At 68.9% G+C, this 17,364-nt stretch carries 21 protein-coding genes; 11 read left to right on the forward strand and 10 right to left on the reverse strand.

Annotated elements, in window-relative coordinates; all coding sequences use genetic code 11:
• Nucleotides 1-28 precede the first annotated feature (28 nt).
• Both NN2_RS11170 and NN2_RS11175 read left to right on the forward strand, forming a co-directional pair.
• The gene (locus NN2_RS11170; RefSeq protein WP_063012912.1) at nucleotides 29-1,237 is read left to right on the forward strand and encodes an erythromycin esterase family protein; all 1,209 of its coding nucleotides are present in this window, start codon (nucleotides 29-31) and stop codon (nucleotides 1,235-1,237) included.
• 107 nt (nucleotides 1,238-1,344) lie between these two features.
• Complete coding sequence (locus tag NN2_RS11175; RefSeq protein WP_063012847.1) at nucleotides 1,345-1,923, forward strand: RsbRD N-terminal domain-containing protein; 579 nt, start codon at nucleotides 1,345-1,347, stop codon at nucleotides 1,921-1,923.
• Nucleotides 1,924-1,962: 39 nt separating this feature from the next.
• Here NN2_RS11175 and NN2_RS11180 read toward each other — a convergent pair whose 3' ends face one another.
• On the reverse strand, nucleotides 1,963-2,355 hold the full coding sequence (locus tag NN2_RS11180; protein WP_146098734.1) for a hypothetical protein: 393 nt from the start codon (nucleotides 2,353-2,355) through the stop codon (nucleotides 1,963-1,965).
• Between the two features lie 238 nt (nucleotides 2,356-2,593).
• Here NN2_RS11180 and NN2_RS11185 point away from each other — a divergent pair, with 238 nt between their 5' ends.
• The 3 genes from NN2_RS11185 to NN2_RS11195 are packed head-to-tail and all read left to right on the forward strand — an operon-like array spanning nucleotide 2,594 to nucleotide 5,492.
• Complete coding sequence (locus tag NN2_RS11185) at nucleotides 2,594-3,265, forward strand: response regulator transcription factor (RefSeq protein ID WP_227462960.1); 672 nt, start codon at nucleotides 2,594-2,596, stop codon at nucleotides 3,263-3,265.
• Nucleotides 3,235-4,452, forward strand: coding sequence for a sensor histidine kinase (locus NN2_RS11190; RefSeq protein WP_082856904.1), 1,218 nt, complete (start codon nucleotides 3,235-3,237; stop codon nucleotides 4,450-4,452). The genes NN2_RS11185 and NN2_RS11190 overlap by 31 nt, the downstream gene beginning before the upstream one ends.
• Nucleotides 4,449-5,492, forward strand: a complete 1,044-nt coding sequence (locus NN2_RS11195) for a DUF8320 family protein (RefSeq protein ID WP_063012851.1) — start codon at nucleotides 4,449-4,451, stop codon at nucleotides 5,490-5,492. The genes NN2_RS11190 and NN2_RS11195 overlap by 4 nt, the downstream gene beginning before the upstream one ends.
• Nucleotides 5,493-5,500: 8 nt before the next feature.
• Here the strand turns inward: NN2_RS11195 and NN2_RS11200 are convergent, their stop codons facing one another.
• Nucleotides 5,501-5,806: a response regulator transcription factor gene (locus tag NN2_RS11200; RefSeq protein ID WP_245658654.1), complete on the reverse strand. Its 306-nt coding sequence runs from the start codon at nucleotides 5,804-5,806 to the stop codon at nucleotides 5,501-5,503.
• Nucleotides 5,807-6,148: 342 nt separating this feature from the next.
• Between NN2_RS11200 and NN2_RS11205 the strand changes: the two genes are divergently transcribed.
• Nucleotides 6,149-6,631, forward strand: a complete 483-nt coding sequence (locus tag NN2_RS11205) for an LppP/LprE family lipoprotein (protein ID WP_063012853.1) — start codon at nucleotides 6,149-6,151, stop codon at nucleotides 6,629-6,631.
• 30 nt (nucleotides 6,632-6,661) lie between these two features.
• Here the strand turns inward: NN2_RS11205 and NN2_RS11210 are convergent, their stop codons facing one another.
• Nucleotides 6,662-7,147, reverse strand: coding sequence for a GNAT family N-acetyltransferase (locus NN2_RS11210; protein ID WP_227462961.1), 486 nt, complete (start codon nucleotides 7,145-7,147; stop codon nucleotides 6,662-6,664).
• Nucleotides 7,148-7,229: 82 nt separating this feature from the next.
• Between NN2_RS11210 and NN2_RS11215 the strand changes: the two genes are divergently transcribed.
• Nucleotides 7,230-8,123, forward strand: coding sequence for a LysR family transcriptional regulator (locus tag NN2_RS11215; RefSeq protein ID WP_063012855.1), 894 nt, complete (start codon nucleotides 7,230-7,232; stop codon nucleotides 8,121-8,123).
• A 9-nt stretch (nucleotides 8,124-8,132) separates the two neighbouring features.
• Here NN2_RS11215 and NN2_RS11220 read toward each other — a convergent pair whose 3' ends face one another.
• From NN2_RS11220 to NN2_RS11230, 3 genes are all read right to left on the reverse strand, one after another.
• The gene (locus NN2_RS11220; protein WP_063012857.1) at nucleotides 8,133-9,668 is read right to left on the reverse strand and encodes an aldehyde dehydrogenase family protein; all 1,536 of its coding nucleotides are present in this window, start codon (nucleotides 9,666-9,668) and stop codon (nucleotides 8,133-8,135) included.
• 188 nt (nucleotides 9,669-9,856) lie between these two features.
• A complete protein-coding gene (locus NN2_RS11225; RefSeq protein ID WP_063012859.1) occupies nucleotides 9,857-10,438 on the reverse strand; it encodes a carboxymuconolactone decarboxylase family protein in 582 nt (193 codons plus the stop codon).
• Nucleotides 10,438-10,749 carry a carboxymuconolactone decarboxylase family protein gene (locus NN2_RS11230; protein WP_063012861.1) on the reverse strand — a complete coding sequence of 104 codons (312 nt, stop codon included), beginning with the start codon at nucleotides 10,747-10,749 and terminating at the stop codon, nucleotides 10,438-10,440. Before NN2_RS11230 ends, NN2_RS11225 begins: the two co-directional genes overlap by 1 nt.
• Nucleotides 10,750-10,910: 161 nt before the next feature.
• Between NN2_RS11230 and NN2_RS11235 the strand changes: the two genes are divergently transcribed.
• Nucleotides 10,911-12,449, forward strand: coding sequence for an acyl-CoA synthetase (locus NN2_RS11235; protein WP_063012863.1), 1,539 nt, complete (start codon nucleotides 10,911-10,913; stop codon nucleotides 12,447-12,449).
• 27 nt (nucleotides 12,450-12,476) lie between these two features.
• On the opposite strand, the gene NN2_RS11240 is transcribed toward NN2_RS11235, so the two are convergent.
• Nucleotides 12,477-12,875: a hypothetical protein gene (locus NN2_RS11240; RefSeq protein ID WP_063012865.1), complete on the reverse strand. Its 399-nt coding sequence runs from the start codon at nucleotides 12,873-12,875 to the stop codon at nucleotides 12,477-12,479.
• Nucleotides 12,876-13,085: 210 nt separating this feature from the next.
• On the opposite strand from NN2_RS11240, the gene NN2_RS11245 reads away from it, so the two are divergent.
• Complete coding sequence (locus NN2_RS11245; protein WP_063012867.1) at nucleotides 13,086-13,622, forward strand: hypothetical protein; 537 nt, start codon at nucleotides 13,086-13,088, stop codon at nucleotides 13,620-13,622.
• 10 nt (nucleotides 13,623-13,632) lie between these two features.
• Here the strand turns inward: NN2_RS11245 and NN2_RS11250 are convergent, their stop codons facing one another.
• The gene (locus tag NN2_RS11250; RefSeq protein WP_245925620.1) at nucleotides 13,633-15,069 is read right to left on the reverse strand and encodes a glyceraldehyde-3-phosphate dehydrogenase; all 1,437 of its coding nucleotides are present in this window, start codon (nucleotides 15,067-15,069) and stop codon (nucleotides 13,633-13,635) included.
• 188 nt (nucleotides 15,070-15,257) lie between these two features.
• Nucleotides 15,258-15,743 carry a GAF domain-containing protein gene (locus tag NN2_RS11255; RefSeq protein ID WP_063012871.1) on the reverse strand — a complete coding sequence of 162 codons (486 nt, stop codon included), beginning with the start codon at nucleotides 15,741-15,743 and terminating at the stop codon, nucleotides 15,258-15,260.
• Between the two features lie 297 nt (nucleotides 15,744-16,040).
• Between NN2_RS11255 and NN2_RS11260 the strand changes: the two genes are divergently transcribed.
• Nucleotides 16,041-16,289 carry a hypothetical protein gene (locus NN2_RS11260; protein ID WP_030513689.1) on the forward strand — a complete coding sequence of 83 codons (249 nt, stop codon included), beginning with the start codon at nucleotides 16,041-16,043 and terminating at the stop codon, nucleotides 16,287-16,289.
• 69 nt (nucleotides 16,290-16,358) lie between these two features.
• Here NN2_RS11260 and msrC read toward each other — a convergent pair whose 3' ends face one another.
• Nucleotides 16,359-16,844: a free L-methionine (R)-S-oxide reductase MsrC gene (gene msrC, locus NN2_RS11265; protein WP_063012873.1), complete on the reverse strand. Its 486-nt coding sequence runs from the start codon at nucleotides 16,842-16,844 to the stop codon at nucleotides 16,359-16,361.
• Nucleotides 16,845-16,985: 141 nt separating this feature from the next.
• Between msrC and NN2_RS11270 the strand changes: the two genes are divergently transcribed.
• Complete coding sequence (locus tag NN2_RS11270; RefSeq protein WP_063012874.1) at nucleotides 16,986-17,357, forward strand: nuclear transport factor 2 family protein; 372 nt, start codon at nucleotides 16,986-16,988, stop codon at nucleotides 17,355-17,357.
• The last annotated feature ends 7 nt before the right edge of the window (nucleotides 17,358-17,364 follow it).

Below are 17,364 nucleotides of genomic sequence, written 5' to 3' on the forward strand. Positions count from 1 at the left end.
AGCTATTCGCTGCCGGAAAGGGGTATCCATGTCCACTGCCACCACACTGCGTGCCATCGGCCGCCCACTCGACGACCCGGTGAACCTGGGCCGCACCCTCGACGAACTGCTCGCCGCGCGCCCTGAGGCCCCGGCCCTGCTCGGCCTCGGCGAGCCGACACACGGCATCGCGGCATTTCCGTTGCTGCGCAACGATATTCTGGCCCACCTCGTGCAGCGGGGATTCCGGTCGATCGCGCTCGAGGTCGACTTCTTCGCCGCCACCCGCGTCGACGACTACGTCCGCGGCGCCACCGCGGATATCGACGAGGTCCTCGCCACCGGGTTCAGCCACGGCTTCGGCGCGATACCGGGCAATCGCGAACTCGTGGAATGGCTGCGCGCCTACAACACCGGCCGGTCGCCGGGGGATCGCGTGCACTGCTACGGATTCGACGCGCCGGTGGAGATCTCCGCGGCACCGAGTCCGCGACATGCGCTGGCCGCGGTCGCCGACTCTCTGCCCGCGGCGCTGCGACCGGCGTCGGCAGCCGACCTCGACGCCCTGGCCGGTGCGGACGCCGACTGGACGAACGAGGCGGCCATGTTCGACCCGGCCGCCTCCATCGGCAATTCCGACCGGGCCCGTGCCCTGCGCATCGTCGCCGACGACCTCGCCAGTGCCCTGCGCCGCGCGGGTCCAGGGCTGCGGCCGGCCGATCCGTCCGGCTACGACCGGGCGGCCGACCATGCCCGCACCGCACAGGGTCTGCTGCGTTATCACGCGGCCATGGCGACCCCATCCACCGATCGCCTCGGCGACCTGCTGAGCCTGCGCGCCGAGATGATGGCCGCGAATCTGCTGACGATCGTCGAGCGGGAGCGGCATCGCGGGCCGAGTCTCGTCTTCGCGCACAATGCCCACCTCCAGCGCGCGCACTCCCCCGGTGAGGAGGCGCCCGGCTGGGGCGGAGCCGGAGCCCTCGTCGCCCTCACCCTGGGAGCCCGCTACACGGTCGTGACGACCGACGGCGCCCCCGCCGCCGATCCGGCCACCCTCCAGGGCGTGCTGGCACGGGCGACGACGCGCCGAACCCTTTTTCCCACAAGCGAATTGCGCGAGTACCTGCCCTCCGCGATCGCCACGGGCGAACCGATCGTCCTCGGCCACATCCCGCTGCGCCGGGCGGATCTCGACACCGCCGACGCCACCGTCTTCATCACCGACACCGACGGGAAGCAGGTCCGCTACTGGTAGCGGAACCTTCGGGTTCGAATCCGAACCGCAGGCCACCCCGGCCCGGGACCGATACCTTCGAGCGAATGTTGTCGCCGTAATCGTCGCGCGGGACGGAGGGGCCTGCCATGACATCGCCACCGGGACCGGGAATCGATGAGCTGCACCGCAGCGTCGTGGCGATGGTGGACGGGTTCTACGCAGTGGTGCCGCCGTATCCGCGGCTGCCGGAATCGTTGGTGGCCGCGGATTTCGCGCACGGGGTGAAACTCAACGTCGACCTGTTCTTCCGCTATCTGCGCACCGGGATCGAACCCGGCGAGGACGACACCGCCGATATGGTGCGGCTCGCGGTCGAACGGGTCCGCGACGGTGCGGGGGTCACCGATGTCCTGGACCGCTACCGGCTCGGGGCGGCGTTCGTCTGGGATCGCCTGCTCGACTCGGCGACGGCGAGCGACCGCGAACTGCTGCTCGGGGCGGCCGCGCCGCTGATGCGCTATCTCGGCCTGCTCACCCAGCGCATCGTGGCGGCCGCGGCCGACCGCGCGCACGATCCCCACTATGAGCTCATGGAACACCGGCGCGCGGTGACCGACGCCCTGCTCACCGGGCGTGATCCGCGGCAATGGCCCGGGCGGACCACCGTCCTCCCGCAGATCGCCCCCTTCATGCTGAACCTGTTCGGCAAACCCGTCGGTCGGTAAGGGAATAGCAGGATCACACCACGGGGACCGCCGGAGCGCTCAGGACAGGATCGAGTGGACGTGGCGGTCCTGGAGGGCGTCGTGGGTGTGGGCGGCGAGCCAGGCGGCGAAATCCGTGTGGGCCGAGGATGTTTGGTCGAAGAAGCCGGCGCTGACGAGGGTGTCGTCGCGCTCGATGACGACGTCGATCGTTTCCCCGCGCTGGGTGACCGCGAAGGCCGCCGCGGGGGTACGGAGGAGGTGATGACGGCGTCCCGCGTCCGAGGGGCGGATATCGCTGAGCGTCGCCGCGACGATGTCGACGACGTTGTCGTGCCGGCGGCGCAGGCGGCGCGGCACATCGGTGACGACCGTGTGCACGGCGAGAATCAGCTCGGCGAGATCGTCGAAATCCACCGTGACCGTGGGTACATGGCGCGGTTCTGCCGTCACGACCACCACGCCTCCTTCCTCGAACCTGGGGCGCTGCCATCCCATACCGCTCAGTCTGCCCCGCCGCGGCGAGTGCGTCAGTCGGCATTTCGCACGACAACTGGTCAATTGTCCGTGAACGTCCGAGCGGCCGGACGTAATGAATTACCCCGGCGGAGTGAATAACAATCATCATTCGTCGGCGGATTCGCGCGCCGAGACCGGCACAGCCGGGCGCGGGTCGGCAACAGGAGGGGGCATGATGCGGGAGAATGTCGCGGCCGGGGACCCCTATCGCATCGGTGTCGTCGAGGACCACCAGGTCACCATCGCCGGTCTGCGCCAGATACTCGCCGGTGAGCCCACGGTCACCATCGCGGCCACGGGCGCGTCGGTAGCGGAATTGCTCTCCGTCACAACGGATCTGGCGCTCGTCGTCCTCGATCTGCGACTACCCGACGGTTCCTCCCCCGCCACCAATATCGAGCAACTGCGGGCCGCCGGCATCGAAACCCTCGTATTCACCTCCGGCGACGAACCGTTCCTGGTACGCGCCGCCGCCCGGGCCGGTGTTCTCGGAGTCGTGCGGAAATCCGAACGCGACGAGGTGGTCGCCGCCGCGGTGCGCGACGCCGCGGCCGGGCGCCAGGTGCCGACGACGGAGTGGGCGGTCGCCATCGACTCCGACGAGAACTTCACCACGGTCACCCTCAGCCCTCGCCAGCGCGACGTGCTCGCCCTGTACGCCTCGGGCGAATCGGCGGCCCGCGTCGCGCGGCTCACCAGCCTCACCGAAGACACCGTCAATGCCTATCTGGCCCGGATCCGGCAGAAGTACGCCGAGGCGGGGCGGCCGTCGCGCACCAAAACCGAACTGTTCAAACGTGCTCTGGAGGACGGGTGGCTGCCGATACCACGTCGACGCCGGTAGCTCCGCACGCCGGTCACCCGCGGACGACGGTAGGCCCGGCCGAGGACCGCATCACCCGGTTGTTCGCCCGCTTCCTCTCCTCCGGTTATGTGGCCTATCTGTTCCTGATGGCCGCGACCATCTCCAGCCAAGCCGGCGATCTGGCCCTCTGGTGGACCGTGCTCGCGGTGGGCATCGTCTACGGCCCGGCGATCGTGATGGGCCTGTTCTCGTTTCATTCCGACCTCCGGTGGGTCCGCGCGACCGCCGCCGTCACCGCGCTCGGTTTCGTGGTCGCGGCAGTTCTGTGGCCCGTGGCGTGGAACGGCGAACTGCTGCAGGCCGATGCGTGGATCTCCACCATTCCCGGCCTGGCCGGACTGTCCGCGGCGCTGGTCTGGCCGGCGGGCCGGACGGTGGCCGTCCTGCTCGCGGCGGTGGTTCCGGTCCAGATCATCAACCATGTCTGCCGGGCGCCCGGCCACAACGGCCGCTTCGTCCCGGACCTGATGTTCGCGATCAGCTTCTGCCTGCTCTTCGTCGCCGCCGGGCTGATGGCGATGCGCACCGGACGGATTCTGGACGCGACCAGGACCGAAGCCCACGAGGCCGCGGCCGCCGCCGCGGCAGCCACCGCGCGCACCGTGCAACGCGCCCGCTTCAACGCCCTGCTGCACGATTGGGTGATGTCGACATTGCTGGCGGCCGCGCGGGGAACGCGGCGGTCGGAGGTGCGCCACCAGGCCGAAATGGCGCTGGCCAAGCTCGGCGACGTGGGTTCCGAAGGCGCGCAGGGCTTTACGGCGGCGACGGCCGCCGCGCACATTCGCACCGCGGTCGCCGATGTCGACGACCGACTGCCGGTCACGGTGAGCGAGGACGCGGCCACCGGCGACCGCTACTTCCCCGCCGAACCGATACAAATCCTCGGTGCCGCCGTCGCGGAAGCGGTGCGCAACAGCGTCATTCACGCCGGAGCACACGCCGCCCGCACGGTGAGCCTGGGATTCGCCGACGGCCGGATCGAGGTCACCGCGGCCGACGACGGCCGCGGATTCGATCCGGCGAAGGTTCCGGCCCACCGCCTCGGGCTGGCCGTCAGCATCGTGGAGCGGGTGCGCCGCCTGCCCGGTGGCGACGTCGAGGTGCGGAGCCGTCCGGGCGCGGGCACCCGGATTCACCTGTCCTGGCAGGCGGACGAGCGATGAGCGCCGCCACCGGCCCGGTGCGCGATGCTCGCACCCTGCTCGGCATGGACACCCGGCCGGCCTGGCTGATCGCGGCCTTCTACCTGATGTCGGAAGCGGCACTGAGCCTTTCGTCCGCACAACAGACCCGCCACCTGTGGCCGGTACCGACCGGATTGGCCATCACCGCCGCGGCGACCGCGGCACTGTTGCGCATCCGCCCCGATCCGCTGCCCCTGCCCGCCACCGCCGCGCTGGCCGCCTCGATTCCGGCGACAGCCGCTCTGACCCTGTTCAACCTGCCGATCCCCCCGACCTCGGTCGCGCAACTGTGGTCGTTCGGGGCCGGCACCGTGACCGCGACCTTCATGTGCGTGCGCGGACGCACGGGAGCCGCGTGGGCCGGTCTGCTGTCACTGATCGCCACCTCCGCCGTGTGGTCGTGGCAGAGCGGACAGGGATTGGGTCACGGCGTGGCGATTTCGGTTATCAACCTGGGCCCGCTTATGATGGCGACCTTCTTCGCCTACACCCTGCGCCCGGCGGCCCGGGCCATCTTCCGGTTGCGGGAGGAGTCGACGCGGCAGGTGGGCTCCGAAGCCGCCGCGGCCGCCGCACTCGACGAACGACGAGCCCAGATCCAGCGCCTGGACGATATGGTCCGCCCCATCCTCGAACGAATCGCGAGCCCCCAGCCCCTCGACGAGCGCACCCGCGAGGACTGCCGGCTGATCGAGGCACATCTGCGCGATACGCTGCGAGCCCCCGCACTCGCCACCGAACCGGTCACGACAGCAGCGCGCCACGCGCGGTTGCGCGGCGTCGACGTCATCCTGATCGACGACCACGGCCTCGACGACCTTCCCGCCGCCACCCGCCGACGGGTACTCGGTACCGTCGCCGCGGAGCTGGCCACCGCGTCCGCCGGGACGGCTCACGTTCGAATCCTGCCGCCGCACAGAGCGATTCTGGCCACCATCGTCGTCAACGATCCCCGCTCCGGCATCCGCCGGATCGAGATCGATACCCCGGCATGCCCGGCGCTGCGGCCCGATCCGTAACCGCGACCTCAGATGTCGTCGAGGTTCAGATACCCGTCCTGCAGCGCGCGTGCCAGCAGCGCGGCCTTCGTCGGCGCCGGCCGACCGGCGGCGCGGTACTTCTCCCGGATCCGGGCGAGGTGCGTGTTGACCGTTCCGGGCGCGATGAACAGTATGCGGCAGACCTCGCCTTTGGTCTCCCCGAGGATCCACGCGAGCAGTACTTCCACTTCTCTGGCACTGAGCTGCGGCCGTGGTTCCGGGGCAGCGGCGGGCGCTGTGCGATCGGCGATCGCGTGGGCGAGACAGGCCGGAACCGGCGACAATTCGGACACGATGTCTTCCTGTTCTGCAGAAGCCGACGGCATCGCCGTCCCCGGCGACGTGTGTGTGGACACGCTACGCAGTTGCCGGGCCGCCCGGCAGGTTCCAGTTGCTTGACCCGAGAACTGGGGTCACCGTTCGCTCGGAAAACGAAGGGACTCACCGCGTCGATCCGCCACACTCGACAGATGACCGTCCCCGCGCAACGCTCCGCCACCTCTCGCCTCCCGCGCCGGCAACTCCAGCGGGCCTGTATGCCGGTAATTGTCTGCGTGGCTCTCGCCTTATCGACGGGATGTGGCAATGGGCCCGAAAACGCCTCCGCCACTGCGAGTTCCGCTACCTCGGCGGCAGTGTCGCCGACGCGGGTGGCGCCCACCACGCAGGGAACCGTTTCCCCCGTCACGACGTCCGGTTCGGCGGACTGCGCGACCGACCTCTCGGCGCCGGAGATTCGCCGGGCCGTCGCCACCGTGCCGCCCTACGACGCCGGTGGCGGTGACACCTGGGCATGGAACGACAACCCGCCCGCACTGCGCGGCACCTACAACCGGTGTTCGACACTGTCGGTCGTGGTGGTCACGATTCAGCGCGCCACCGCGAGCTCACCGGAGCACGCGCTGCTGTTCCACAAGGGCGACTACGTCGGCACCGCCACGCCGAAAGCCCAGGCGTTCACCACGATCGACACCGGAGCCGGTACCGACGACACCGTCGTATTGACCTACAAGACGCCCGGTAGCTGCAACGCCTGCCCCGACGGGACCTCGACGACGGTGTCGTTCCACTGGAACGGCTCGGGCGTGGACGTGCAGGGGCGACCGCCGATCAACTGATCACCGGATTCCGGAACGGCCACCGGGGGCTCAGACGGACGAAACCTGTTCCGCCAGATCGAATTTCATGAAAACGTCGGCACGATCGTAGGGAATGGGCCGCAGCTGCTCCGGCGGCACATGGACGAATCCCACCGATTCGTACAGGTGCACGGCGTCGGCCAGGCGCCCGTTGCTCGCCAGGAACAGCGAGGTCGCGCCGCATGCGCGAGCGTGGTCGATGGCGGCGTTCAGCAGCAGACGGCCGATGCCCCGGCCCCGCACCCGCGGCGCGACCGCCATCTTCGAGATTTCGAAGACGCCCGGATCCTCCGCGACCAGCGCGACGCACCCGACGCGGTCGTCACCGTCGCGCGCGATCAGCACCTGCCCGCCGTCGGTCACGATCCGCTGCGGATTGCCGAGGGTGGCGAGGTCGGCCGGTTCGACGCCGAACAGAGCGGTGATCCATTCCAGATTGAGTTCTTCGAAGGCGGCGGCGTCGGCCGGCCCGGACATCGGTTCGACGAGAATCACGTCACCAGGATGCGCGCCGGAACCCATAGCGTCCAATATTCGATAGCTCCGATTGATATCGTGAACTTATGGATGGCGGCCGGTGGACGGGGTAGAGCTGCGGCACCTTCGCTACTTCCTGGCGGTCGCGGAGGAATTGCATTTCGGCCGTGCCGCGGCCCGGCTGCACATCGCCCAGCCCGCCCTGACCCAGCAGATCCGGCGGCTCGAGACGCTGCTCGGCGCCCGGCTGTTCGATCGCACCTCGCGCACGGTGGCCCTGACTCCCGCCGGCTCCGTCCTGCGTGATCGCGCCGAGGCCCTGCTCGGGCACGCACAACGCGATCTGGCCGAGGTCGCGCGGATCGGGCAGGGCGGGCAGGGGACGCTCTACTTGGGCTTCGTGCCGTCGGTACTGCCGCTCGAACCCCTGCGCGGGGTGCGCGCGTTTCGCGACCGCTATCCGCTCGTCGAGGTCGACCTGGTCGAGGGGTTCACCAGCCATCTGATGGAGCGGCTCGCCAACGGCGCCTTGGACCTCGCGATCGTGCGCGATCCCGATCCGCGGCCGGGCACCACCATCACACCGCTCATGACCGAGCCGTTCGTCGCGGTGGTGCCCGACGACCATCCGCTGGCCGGACGCGATTCCGTCACCGGGGCCGAACTGGTCGATCACCCGGTGGTCTTCTTCCCGCGCGCCGCAGGCTCCCTGGCCCACGACCGGAACCTGGCTCCCCTGCTGCGATCGGGCCGCCGCCCGCGCATCGTGCAGGAGGCCACCAACTGGACCATCAGTCTCTATCTGGTGGCCGCGGGCCTCGGCATCACGGTCGCGCCGCGCAGCGCCACCTTCACGGCGCCGGCTTCGGCGCGGATCATCCCGCTGACCGAAACCGACGCGGACACAACCATTTACACCGCGCACCGCACCGGCGACGAGCGAGCGCTGGTCCACAATCTGCTCGCCCTGTTGCCCGGCCCGGCCGCGGCGTGAGCGCGACCGTCAGGACAGCAGTTTGCGCAGGATCTTGTTGCCGAACCCGTAGCGGATGAGACCGTCGAGGTTGCGAATGGTCTTCTCCGAGTAGGGGTACCAGATGCTTTCCTGCTTGGACTGCCAGCGGTCGATCAGGACCGGCTGGGCATGGGTGAAGCTGCGCAGTGCGCCCGGGCCGTTGACCTGGCCGACGCCGCTGTCCTTGCGCCCGCCGAAGGGCGCCTCGGGCACACCGTAGATGACGGCCGCGTCGTTGTGCACGACCGAACCCGTGGTGAGCTGGGCCGCGATGCGCCGGGCCTTGGCGGCGTCCTTGGTGAACACCGAGCCGCTGAGCCCGTATTTGCAGTCGTTGGCCAGCCGGATGGCCTCGTCCTCGTCACGGACCCGCATGATGGTGGTGATCGGACCGAACGTCTCCTCGGTCATCAAGTCCATGTCGTGGTGCGCGCCGACGACGACGGTGGGCTGGAAGTACAGGCCCTCGCCGGTGTCGGCCGCGCCGCCCACCACGATGTCGGCGCCCTTGGCCTTCGCGTCGTCGATGTGCCGGATCACGATGTCGCGCTGGCGATCCCAGAACAGCGGGCCCATATCGGTGTCGCCGGGACCGTAGGTGACCCCCGCCGCCTTCTCGGTGACCAGCCGGATGAACTCGTCCGCGACGCTGTCGACCACGTAGATGCGTTCCACGCTCATGCAGACCTGGCCGGTGTTGAACATCGACAGATACACCGCGCCGGCAGCAGCGCGCTCGAGATCGGCGTCCGCGCAGACGATCATGGCGTCCTTGCCGCCCAACTCCAGGGTGCACGGCAGCAAGCGGGTCGCGCAGGCAGCCGCGATCTTGCGGCCGGTGCCGACGCTGCCGGTGAAGCACACCTTGTCGATATCCGAATCGACCAGTGCCGCACCGGTTTCGCCGTCGCCGTGCAGCACCTGCACGACATCCTCCGGCACCCCCGCCTCGTGCAGCACCCGCGCCACCCATTCCCCCGAACGCGGCGTCACCTCGGACGGTTTGAACACCACGGTGTTGCCGGCGACCAGCGCCTGCACCACCGGATTGAGCGACAGCACGAACGGCGCGTTCCACGGCGTCACGACGCCGATCACGCCGAGCGGCTGATACTGCATGTACAGCTTCTTCATCGGTTTCAGATAACCGTGCAGCCGCTGCCGGTGCGAGCGCAGATCACGCCGGGCGCGCGCGGTCCAGTAGTTGAGGAAGTCGCAGGCGGGCACGATCTCGACGCCGAGCGCCTCGGCCTCCGGCTTACCGGTCTCGGTGCGAATGGTCTCGGCGATCTCCGCGCGCCGGGCGACGATCACACCGATGGCGGCGCGCACGATCTCGGCGCGCTCGGTGATGCTGCGGGCGGCCCAGGCGGGCTGGGCGGCGCGGGCGCGCGCGACCGCGCTCTGCACCTCGGCGGTGGTGTCCACCTCGAGTTCGCCGATGCGCCGGCGATCCACCGGACTGTCCAGCGCCAGCGTGCGCCGGTCACCCTCGGTCGTCGGCAGTGGGTGGACGATGGCCATGGTCTTCCCCTCGGTCGGAGCTGGCGTTCCAGTGCGATTTCGGTTGTGACACAAGGTTTGTCGCAACCGAATCGACGGCACGGCGAAACCCTCGTGAACTAGTAGACAACTTACCAAAACTGTCTACCCATTGCGAGAACTTGTTCTAGATTTCCATCGGACAGACATCCGCGGACCGCTCCCGCTCGCTACCGATAGCCTCGCTTCAGCAGGTATTTCGCGCCCGCGTCGAAACCGTCCGGACCCAGGACGTCGAATCCGAAGGCGTCCGCGAGCCGGTTGGTCGTGTTGAAGGCAGCGCAGACGGCCAAGGCGTCCTCGACCTGTTGTGGCGACACTCCGGCGGACAGGACCTTTCGGACGTCGTCGGCATCGACCTCCCCGTCGCGGGTCAGCTTGCCCAGGAGCAGCAGCGTCGCGCGCAGGCCCGCGTCGATCGACGCGGAGTCCGGTTCGTCGAGCACCGCACGAACTTTCGCCTCGTCGGCATACGCGCGCCTCGCGGTCGCGCTGTGGGCACCGATGCAGAACGCGGAGTCGTTGACCTTCGACACGTACGCGGCCATCAGCTCCCGGTCGGCGACCGACCATTCGGAGGGTCCGCGCATCGCCGCGTGGGTGAACGCCTTCGCTCGCGTGCCGTAGAAATCCGGACGATAGAACACCAGCTTCGCGGCATCGGGCAGCGGCTGACCGGAGAACACTCGGATCGCCTTGAACAGGAGTTTGGTTCCGGGGCGATAGCCGTGGTTCAGGATGTCCGGCCGCATCAGCCACGCTCCCCGGCCGCTTCGGCCAGCGCCGCGAGCCCGGCGTCGTACTGCCGTGCGGACTGCCCGACGGCGGCGGCGATGACCAGTTCGACGAGTTCGTCATCGCCGAATCCCGATGCCCGCGCCGCCGCGAAGTCGGCATCGGTCACCTCGGTCGGGCGGGTCGCGACCTTGTCGACGAGTTCACGCAGCGGTGGCGGTCCGGCGTTTCCGAAGGCTTGCGCCCGCTGCTCCCGTGGGGTGCTGCCGTCGCCATCGCGAATCCGCTCCACCAGAGCCCGGAACACCTCGCGCTTGTCCTGCGCCATCTCGCCTCCTCACAGCCGGTTCCGTGTCATGGACGCGAGCCGTGACGGGCAGGCGCCACGGACACGAATGTACGCCCAGGGAGCCGGTTCGCCGGCTAGACCGGCAGAACGGCTCGCGAATTCCCCACCAAACTAGTTGGACGTCCTATAATCTCCGGCCTATGAGTCTCGATCCCCGCACGCACACCATCGACGGCGTGCTGCACCGTTCGGCGGCGAAGGTCCCGGGCCGCACCGCGCTGACATTCGAAGGCCGGGCCTACACCTACCGGGAACTCGACGCCGCGGTCACCCGGGCGGCGGCCCATCTGCTCGGCCTCGGCCTGGCCGCGGGCGATCGGGTCGCCGCCTACGGCACCAATTCCGACGCGTACGTGATCGGCTTCCTGGCCTGCGCGCGGGCAGGCCTGGTGCACGTACCGGTGAACTACGCCCTGAAGGGCGGGGAGCTGAGCTACCTGGTCTCCCAGTCGGGCGCGCGGGCCGTCCTGGCCGATCCCGCGCTGATCGGCACGCTCGATCAGGTGCGGGGCGAACTCACCGCGGTCGACTACGTGGTACCCCTGCGCGATGCCGACGGATCGCTGCGGGAGGTCGCCGACGCCGCGGACGAGGTCTCGGACTTCTCGTCCCGGGCGTCCGCCACCGATCTGGCCCAACTGCTCTACACCTCGGGCACGACGTCGAAACCCAAGGGCGCCATGATGACTCATGAGGCGCTCGTCTTCGAGTACGTCTCGTCGGTGATCGCGCTGGACCTGCGTGCGAACGACAATCCGCTCGTCGCCATGCCGCTGTACCACTCGGCGGGCATGCACGTGTTCATGCTGCCCTACCTGGCGGTCGGCGCGACCGCGCACCTCATGGCCACCCCGGATATCCCGGAGATTCTGCGCCGGGTCGAGCAGGACCGGATCGGTTCGCTGTTCCTCGCCCCGACCGTCTGGGTGCCGCTGTCCAACCACCCCGACCTCGACCGCCGCGACCTGTCGTCGCTGCGCAAGGCCCAGTACGGCGCCTCGATCATGCCGGTGACCGTGCTGAACAGGCTGCGGGAACGCTATCCCGACCTCGGCTTCTACAACTGCTTCGGACAGTCGGAGATCGGGCCGCTGGCCACGGTGCTGCGCCCGGAGGAACATGCCGAGCGGCCGTCGTCGTGCGGGCGGGCGGTGTTCTTCGTGGAAACCCGTGTGGTCGACGCCGACGGCAACGATGTCGGCCCCGGCGAGCCGGGTGAGGTCCTCTATCGCTCGCCACAGCTGTGCCGGGGGTACTGGGACAATCCCGAGGCGACCGCGGAGGCCTTCCGCGACGGGTGGTTCCACTCCGGCGACCTGGTGACGCGGGATGCCGACGGGTACATCACCGTCGTCGACCGGATCAGGGACGTCATCAACACCGGCGGTATCCTCGTCGCCTCCCGCGAGGTCGAAGACGCCCTCTACACCCATCCCGCCGTCGCCGAGGTCGCGGTCATCGGCACCCCGGACGAGAAGTGGATCGAGGCCGTCACCGCTGTCGTGGTGCTGCACGAGGGCCGCGAGACGACGGCCGAGGCGCTGATCGCGCACGTCAAGGAGCTGATCGCCCCCTTCAAGGTGCCCAAGAACATTCGCTTCGCCGAGTCGCTGCCCCGCAACCAGAGCGGGAAACTACTCAAACGCGAACTGCGCGAACCACTTACGGCGGCGGATTGACCGGACCGGCGGTCATTACGGGGCTCGTCACCACGGGCCGATGACGTGCTCGAGCAGGGCGAGCGCGAACGCGCCCAGCACCGCCAGCCCGAATCCCGCCGCGAAGGTGAGCGCCAGCGAACGCCCGAGCCGCCGGCCGTGCGCGCGCACGATCATCAACCCCGCCACACCACCGAGCACGGCCAGCAACATGCCGCCGCCCATCACGAGATAGAACACCGCGGCCAGCGCGGCGTTCACCGCCTCGTGAAGTCCTTCGGCGTACTCACCGAACGGAATCGGGAACCGATACACGCTCGCCACCACCGCCGCGGCAAGCGGTGCGGTGAGCACGGCCACCAGCGCACCCCACAGCACACCGACCCACAGGGCCACTCCGGTCACGCCGCGCGGCTCCCCCGCCGGACCGCCGTCCCCGAACCCCATAACCTGACCTCGCGTTCCACCTGTCGCCGGGCACTCACGCACGCGCCGGGCGCGAATGCCCGGCTCTGCCAGAGCAAACCAGACGAACGCGCCGCACCGCCAGGTGGGCAGGTCACCGATGTCCTAGGGTTGTTCGCGGCGGCCCGCCTGCCCCACCCGTGCCCGACCCGTGGCCGCGCCCCGCACCGGACGATCAGAAACGGGAGACTCATGGACGGCAGCCGCAACGCACTGCTCCACGGTCCCCTGTTCTCCCGGCGCACTCCGCTGGACCGCAGCAATGCCGCCAGCCGGATCAGCGCCTACGTCTACGGCAACATCCTCATCCTCGCCGCGCTGATCCCGGTGACCACCACCGAGGAGCACGTCGGAATCCTCGTGGTCGTCGGCACCGCGCTGTCCACCTTCGTCGCGCACGCCTTCGCCGAGGGCGTCGGCCAGGCCGTGCGGGAGAACCGCGCGCTCACGCCGCGGCAGCGGTGGGAGGAACTGCGCGATTCGGTGCCGATTCTCAGCTCCGCGGTGCTGCCGTCGATCATCCTGGCGGCCGCCGCTGTCGACTGGCTCGAACCCCGCACCGCACAGATCGTCGCCGAGGTGGCGATGCTCGTCCGCATCGGCGGCATCGTCTTCGTCATCGAACGGCTCAAAGGCGCCAGACCCGGCCGCTCGACCATTTTCACGGCACTCCTGCTGACCGCCGTCGCGACGACGGTGGTCGTCGTCAAGGTCGTCCTCACCCACTGACCGGGCGCGGCTACCCCGCCTCGACCGCGGCGAGCGCGCGCACATCGGCGGCATCCTGCGACCGATCCGCGAACCGCGGATAGGTCGGGTACTCGATACCCGAGATGTACTGCACCGTCCGGACCACCTGGGACGAATAACCGAATTCGTTGTCGTACCAGCAGTACAGGATCGCGGTGTCGCCCTCGACGATGGTGGCGTTGGCGTCGATGATCGAGGCCGCGCGCGAGCCGATGAAATCGCTGGACACCACGTCGGACGCGGCGATGTAGTCGAGATTGCGGCTCAGCGGGCCGGCGAGCGACACCTGCCGCAGGTACTCGAGCACCTCGGACTTCGTCGTCTCCCGTTCGAGTTGCAGGTTCAGGATGGCGACGGACACATCCGGGGTGGGGACGCGAATCGAGTTACCGGTGATCTTGGCCTTGAAGTCCGGCATCGCCTTGGCGACGGCGGAGGCGGCGCCGGTTTCGGTCAGAACCAGGTTGAACGGCGCGGAGCGGCCGCGGCGGTCCGCCTTGTGGTAGTTGTCCAGCAGATTCTGATCGTTGGTGAACGAGTGCACGGTTTCCACGTGGCCGCGGGTGATGCCGAATTCGTCGTCCATGGCCTTGAGCGGCGGCACGATCGCGTTGGTGGTGCAGGAGGCGCACGAGAAGATCCGCTGCGTCAGATCGAGGTCGCGGTGGTTGACGCCGTGCACGATATTCGGGACGTCGCCCTTACCGGGTGCGGTGAGGACCACCTTCGCGATGCCGGGGCGCAGATGCTGCGACAGCCCGTCGCGATCGCGCCACTTGCCGGTGTTGTCGATCAGGATCGCGTCGTCGATTCCGTATTCGGTGTAGTCGATGGTGGTCGGATCGTCGCTGTAGATGAACTTGATGACGTTGCCGTTGGCGATGATCGTGTCGTTGTCGGCGTCGACCTTGATGGTGCCGTTGAAGTGCCCGTGCACCGAATCGCGGCGCAGCAGCGACGCGCGCTTGGCCAGGTCACCGTCGCCGCCGCGGCGAACCACCACCGCGCGCAGGTTCAGCCCGTTGCCGGAGCCGACCTTCTCGATGAGCAGGCGGGTGACCAGCCGGCCGATCCGGCCGAAGCCGTACAGCACGACATCGCGCGGACCCGGCGACTGCGCCTTGTTGCCGCCGATCACCTCGGCCAGAACCACCTCGGTGAACTCCCGAACCGAGAGCCCGCGGTCGTCGGCGCGATAGGCCACGACCAGCTGGCCGAGATCGATCTTGCACGGGCCGAGATCCAGTTCGTCGAGGACGCGCAGGAACGGCAGCGTCTCGTCCACCGACAGCTCTTCGCCCTCGATCTGGCGGGCGAACCGGTGTGTCCGCAGAATGCTGATCACCGACCGGTTCACCAGCGACCGGCTGTGCAGCAGGACCGTCACACCCTTCGCCCGATACAACGTGCCGATGATGGGGATCATCGCCTCCGCGGCAGCTTCCTGGGCGTTCCAGCGGTCAAGTTGTTCGGTAGTCAACGCAGGTCCTCGGTTTCCTCGACGGGTACGCCACGTCGATGCTAATGAGGGCCCGGATATCACCGACGGCGGATCCCCGGCGGTGAGCTTTCGAGTGGCGGCGACCACACCGCCGCCGCGGCGGTGTACCGCCGTCAGTCCCGCCGCAGCCGCGGTGGATTGCGCCGGCGGATCTGCAACAGGTCGGTGGCACAACGGCACACCGGATGCAGTGCGTCGGCGAGTTCTTCGCTCAGCCCATTCGCGGCCGGGGTGTAGATGCTCAGGACCCCGACCACCGAACCGTCGTCGTCGGACAGCGGCTGGCACTGCACCGCCTGCACTCCCCACAACCGCAGTTCCGCGCCGCACCCCGGCCAGCGCGAACTGCCCGCGAGATCGGTGATCACGATCGGCACGCCGGTCGCCGCCACCTCGCGAGCGGGGCTGTCGGGGTGGAGCAACTGAGCCTCCTCGACCATTCGCGCGCGATGCGTCGTCGCCGCCACGATCTCGAGCACCGTTCCGCCGTGCGCGGTCACCCCGGCCATCGGTGAGCCGGGCAGGGCACGCAGCAGTGCGGCGACCCCGGCCGCCGAAACAGGCGACGCACCGGTGCGACCGGGTGGGTCACTGTGCATAACGGACCTCGATCCGACGCGATGAGTCAACAACACCGGCGGCATACCGGCCCGGCAAAGCGGGGCCGAGGTATGACGACCAGTCTTCGAGTGCCCCGCTGCCCGCCGCGGCAAACCTCGTCCCGGCGAGCCCGCCGACGCGGAGGACGAATGTTCGTCCGGTACAAGCCGTTTGCCTTATTGCGCCTCGTACGGGGAGCGCCGTTTTCACGGCACGTCGCCGGGGTACCCATCGACAATCCGCACCGGAACGAACCTCGTCACCGTCGAGGCCCATCACCACAGGAGGTGTGCTGTATGGACGATCTCCAGCGCAGAGTGTTGACCGCGTTGACATCTGCGCGGCGCGGGCTGAAGACCGCGGACGCACGCCTGCTGGAACGTCGAATCGTGGGACTGCGGGCAGAAGTCGACGCCGCCGGCTATCCCCGCCCCCAGCATCTACGCCTGAAGGCGTCGTGTGCGGAGGCACTGGCCGCGGCCAGGTGGACGTTGGGCCGACCGAGCCCCCAGGCCTTCCGGCCGGCGATGCAGGCGGCCTCGTAGCCGACCGGCGACACGCGGAACACGCCTCCGATTCGGTTGCGGCACTGCGACGTCGAGCCGGACGTCCGTTCAGTCCCTCCTTTCGACCGAGGCGAGATAGATGGCCGCGATCTCCTCCAGGCCCCGCTGATCGACCGGACCGAATCGGTCGAGTTCGGGACTGTCCAGATCGAAGACGCCGAGCAGCGCGCCCTCCGACACCAGCGGCACCACCAGTTCGGATCTGCTCAGCGGATCACAGGCGATATGGTCGGGCACCGCGTGCACGTCGGCGACGCGTTGAGTCCGGCGGGTCCGCGCCGCCGCACCGCACACACCGCGATCCAGCCCGATCCGCACACACGCCGGGCGGCCCTGGAAGGGGCCGACCACCAGCTCCCTCCCGTCGTAGAAATAGAATCCCACCCAGTTCAGACCGGGAAGACCGTGATAGACGAGCGCCGACAGATTGGCGGCGTTGGCGATCCGGTCGTGTTCCCCCGCCAGCAGGGATCGGGCCGACGCCGCGAGCTCCCGATAGCGTTCGTCGTCCGTGTGGTCGTCGGTGGCGCTCATACCGCACCCGCGCCCATGCGATGGTTCATGCGTATCCCTTTCCTGGTGGCGGCTTCGGATGTCCCGCCGGCGGCTCACCGACCGTCCCGGCAGGCGGGATCGGCCCGCGGCACCGCGCCGGATCCGTGTTTTCGTTGTCCCATGGCTTCAGCGGAACGGATTCGAGCAGCGGTGCACCGGTATCTCGAGGCGGTGGGCTCGGGGTCGGCCGCCGATGTGGCGGCATGTTACAGCGAGGACGCCACCGTGGAGGATCCGTTCGGTTCACCACCGCACATCGGCCGGGCCGCGATCGAAAAGTTCTACGGCGCATTGGATTCCGCGCATATGCGCACCGAACTGCTCGACCTGCGGATCGCGGGCGGCGCAGCGGCGTTCCGGTTCCGGGTGGTCACCGAAACCGGTTCCCGCACAACGACGATCGAACCGATCGATGTGATGACCTTCGACGAGGACGCGCGGATCACCGGTATGCGAGCGTTCTGGTCACCGGAGGACGTGCGCATCGACTGAGGGCGGC

Source organism: Nocardia nova NBRC 15556, assembly GCF_001613005.1.
GTDB lineage: Bacteria > Actinomycetota > Actinomycetes > Mycobacteriales > Mycobacteriaceae > Nocardia > Nocardia nova.

What these genes read in the sequence shown, in the direction of transcription:
- NN2_RS11170 (WP_063012912.1), top strand. Translation starts at nt 29, where the DNA reads ATGTCCACTGCCACCACACTGCGTGCCATCGGCCGCCCACTCGACGAC.
- NN2_RS11175 (WP_063012847.1), top strand. Translation starts at nt 1,345, where the DNA reads ATGACATCGCCACCGGGACCGGGAATCGATGAGCTGCACCGCAGCGTC.
- NN2_RS11185 (WP_227462960.1), top strand. Translation starts at nt 2,594, where the DNA reads ATGATGCGGGAGAATGTCGCGGCCGGGGACCCCTATCGCATCGGTGTC.
- NN2_RS11195 (WP_063012851.1), top strand. Translation starts at nt 4,449, where the DNA reads ATGAGCGCCGCCACCGGCCCGGTGCGCGATGCTCGCACCCTGCTCGGC.
- NN2_RS11220 (WP_063012857.1), bottom strand. Translation starts at nt 9,668, where the DNA reads ATGGCCATCGTCCACCCACTGCCGACGACCGAGGGTGACCGGCGCACG.
- NN2_RS11225 (WP_063012859.1), bottom strand. Translation starts at nt 10,438, where the DNA reads ATGCGGCCGGACATCCTGAACCACGGCTATCGCCCCGGAACCAAACTC.
- NN2_RS11230 (WP_063012861.1), bottom strand. Translation starts at nt 10,749, where the DNA reads ATGGCGCAGGACAAGCGCGAGGTGTTCCGGGCTCTGGTGGAGCGGATT.
- NN2_RS11235 (WP_063012863.1), top strand. Translation starts at nt 10,911, where the DNA reads ATGAGTCTCGATCCCCGCACGCACACCATCGACGGCGTGCTGCACCGT.
- NN2_RS11240 (WP_063012865.1), bottom strand. Translation starts at nt 12,875, where the DNA reads ATGGGGTTCGGGGACGGCGGTCCGGCGGGGGAGCCGCGCGGCGTGACC.
- NN2_RS11245 (WP_063012867.1), top strand. Translation starts at nt 13,086, where the DNA reads ATGGACGGCAGCCGCAACGCACTGCTCCACGGTCCCCTGTTCTCCCGG.
- NN2_RS11250 (WP_245925620.1), bottom strand. Translation starts at nt 15,069, where the DNA reads ATGATCCCCATCATCGGCACGTTGTATCGGGCGAAGGGTGTGACGGTC.
- NN2_RS11255 (WP_063012871.1), bottom strand. Translation starts at nt 15,743, where the DNA reads ATGCACAGTGACCCACCCGGTCGCACCGGTGCGTCGCCTGTTTCGGCG.
- NN2_RS11260 (WP_030513689.1), top strand. Translation starts at nt 16,041, where the DNA reads ATGGACGATCTCCAGCGCAGAGTGTTGACCGCGTTGACATCTGCGCGG.
- msrC (WP_063012873.1), bottom strand. Translation starts at nt 16,844, where the DNA reads ATGAGCGCCACCGACGACCACACGGACGACGAACGCTATCGGGAGCTC.
- NN2_RS11270 (WP_063012874.1), top strand. Translation starts at nt 16,986, where the DNA reads ATGGCTTCAGCGGAACGGATTCGAGCAGCGGTGCACCGGTATCTCGAG.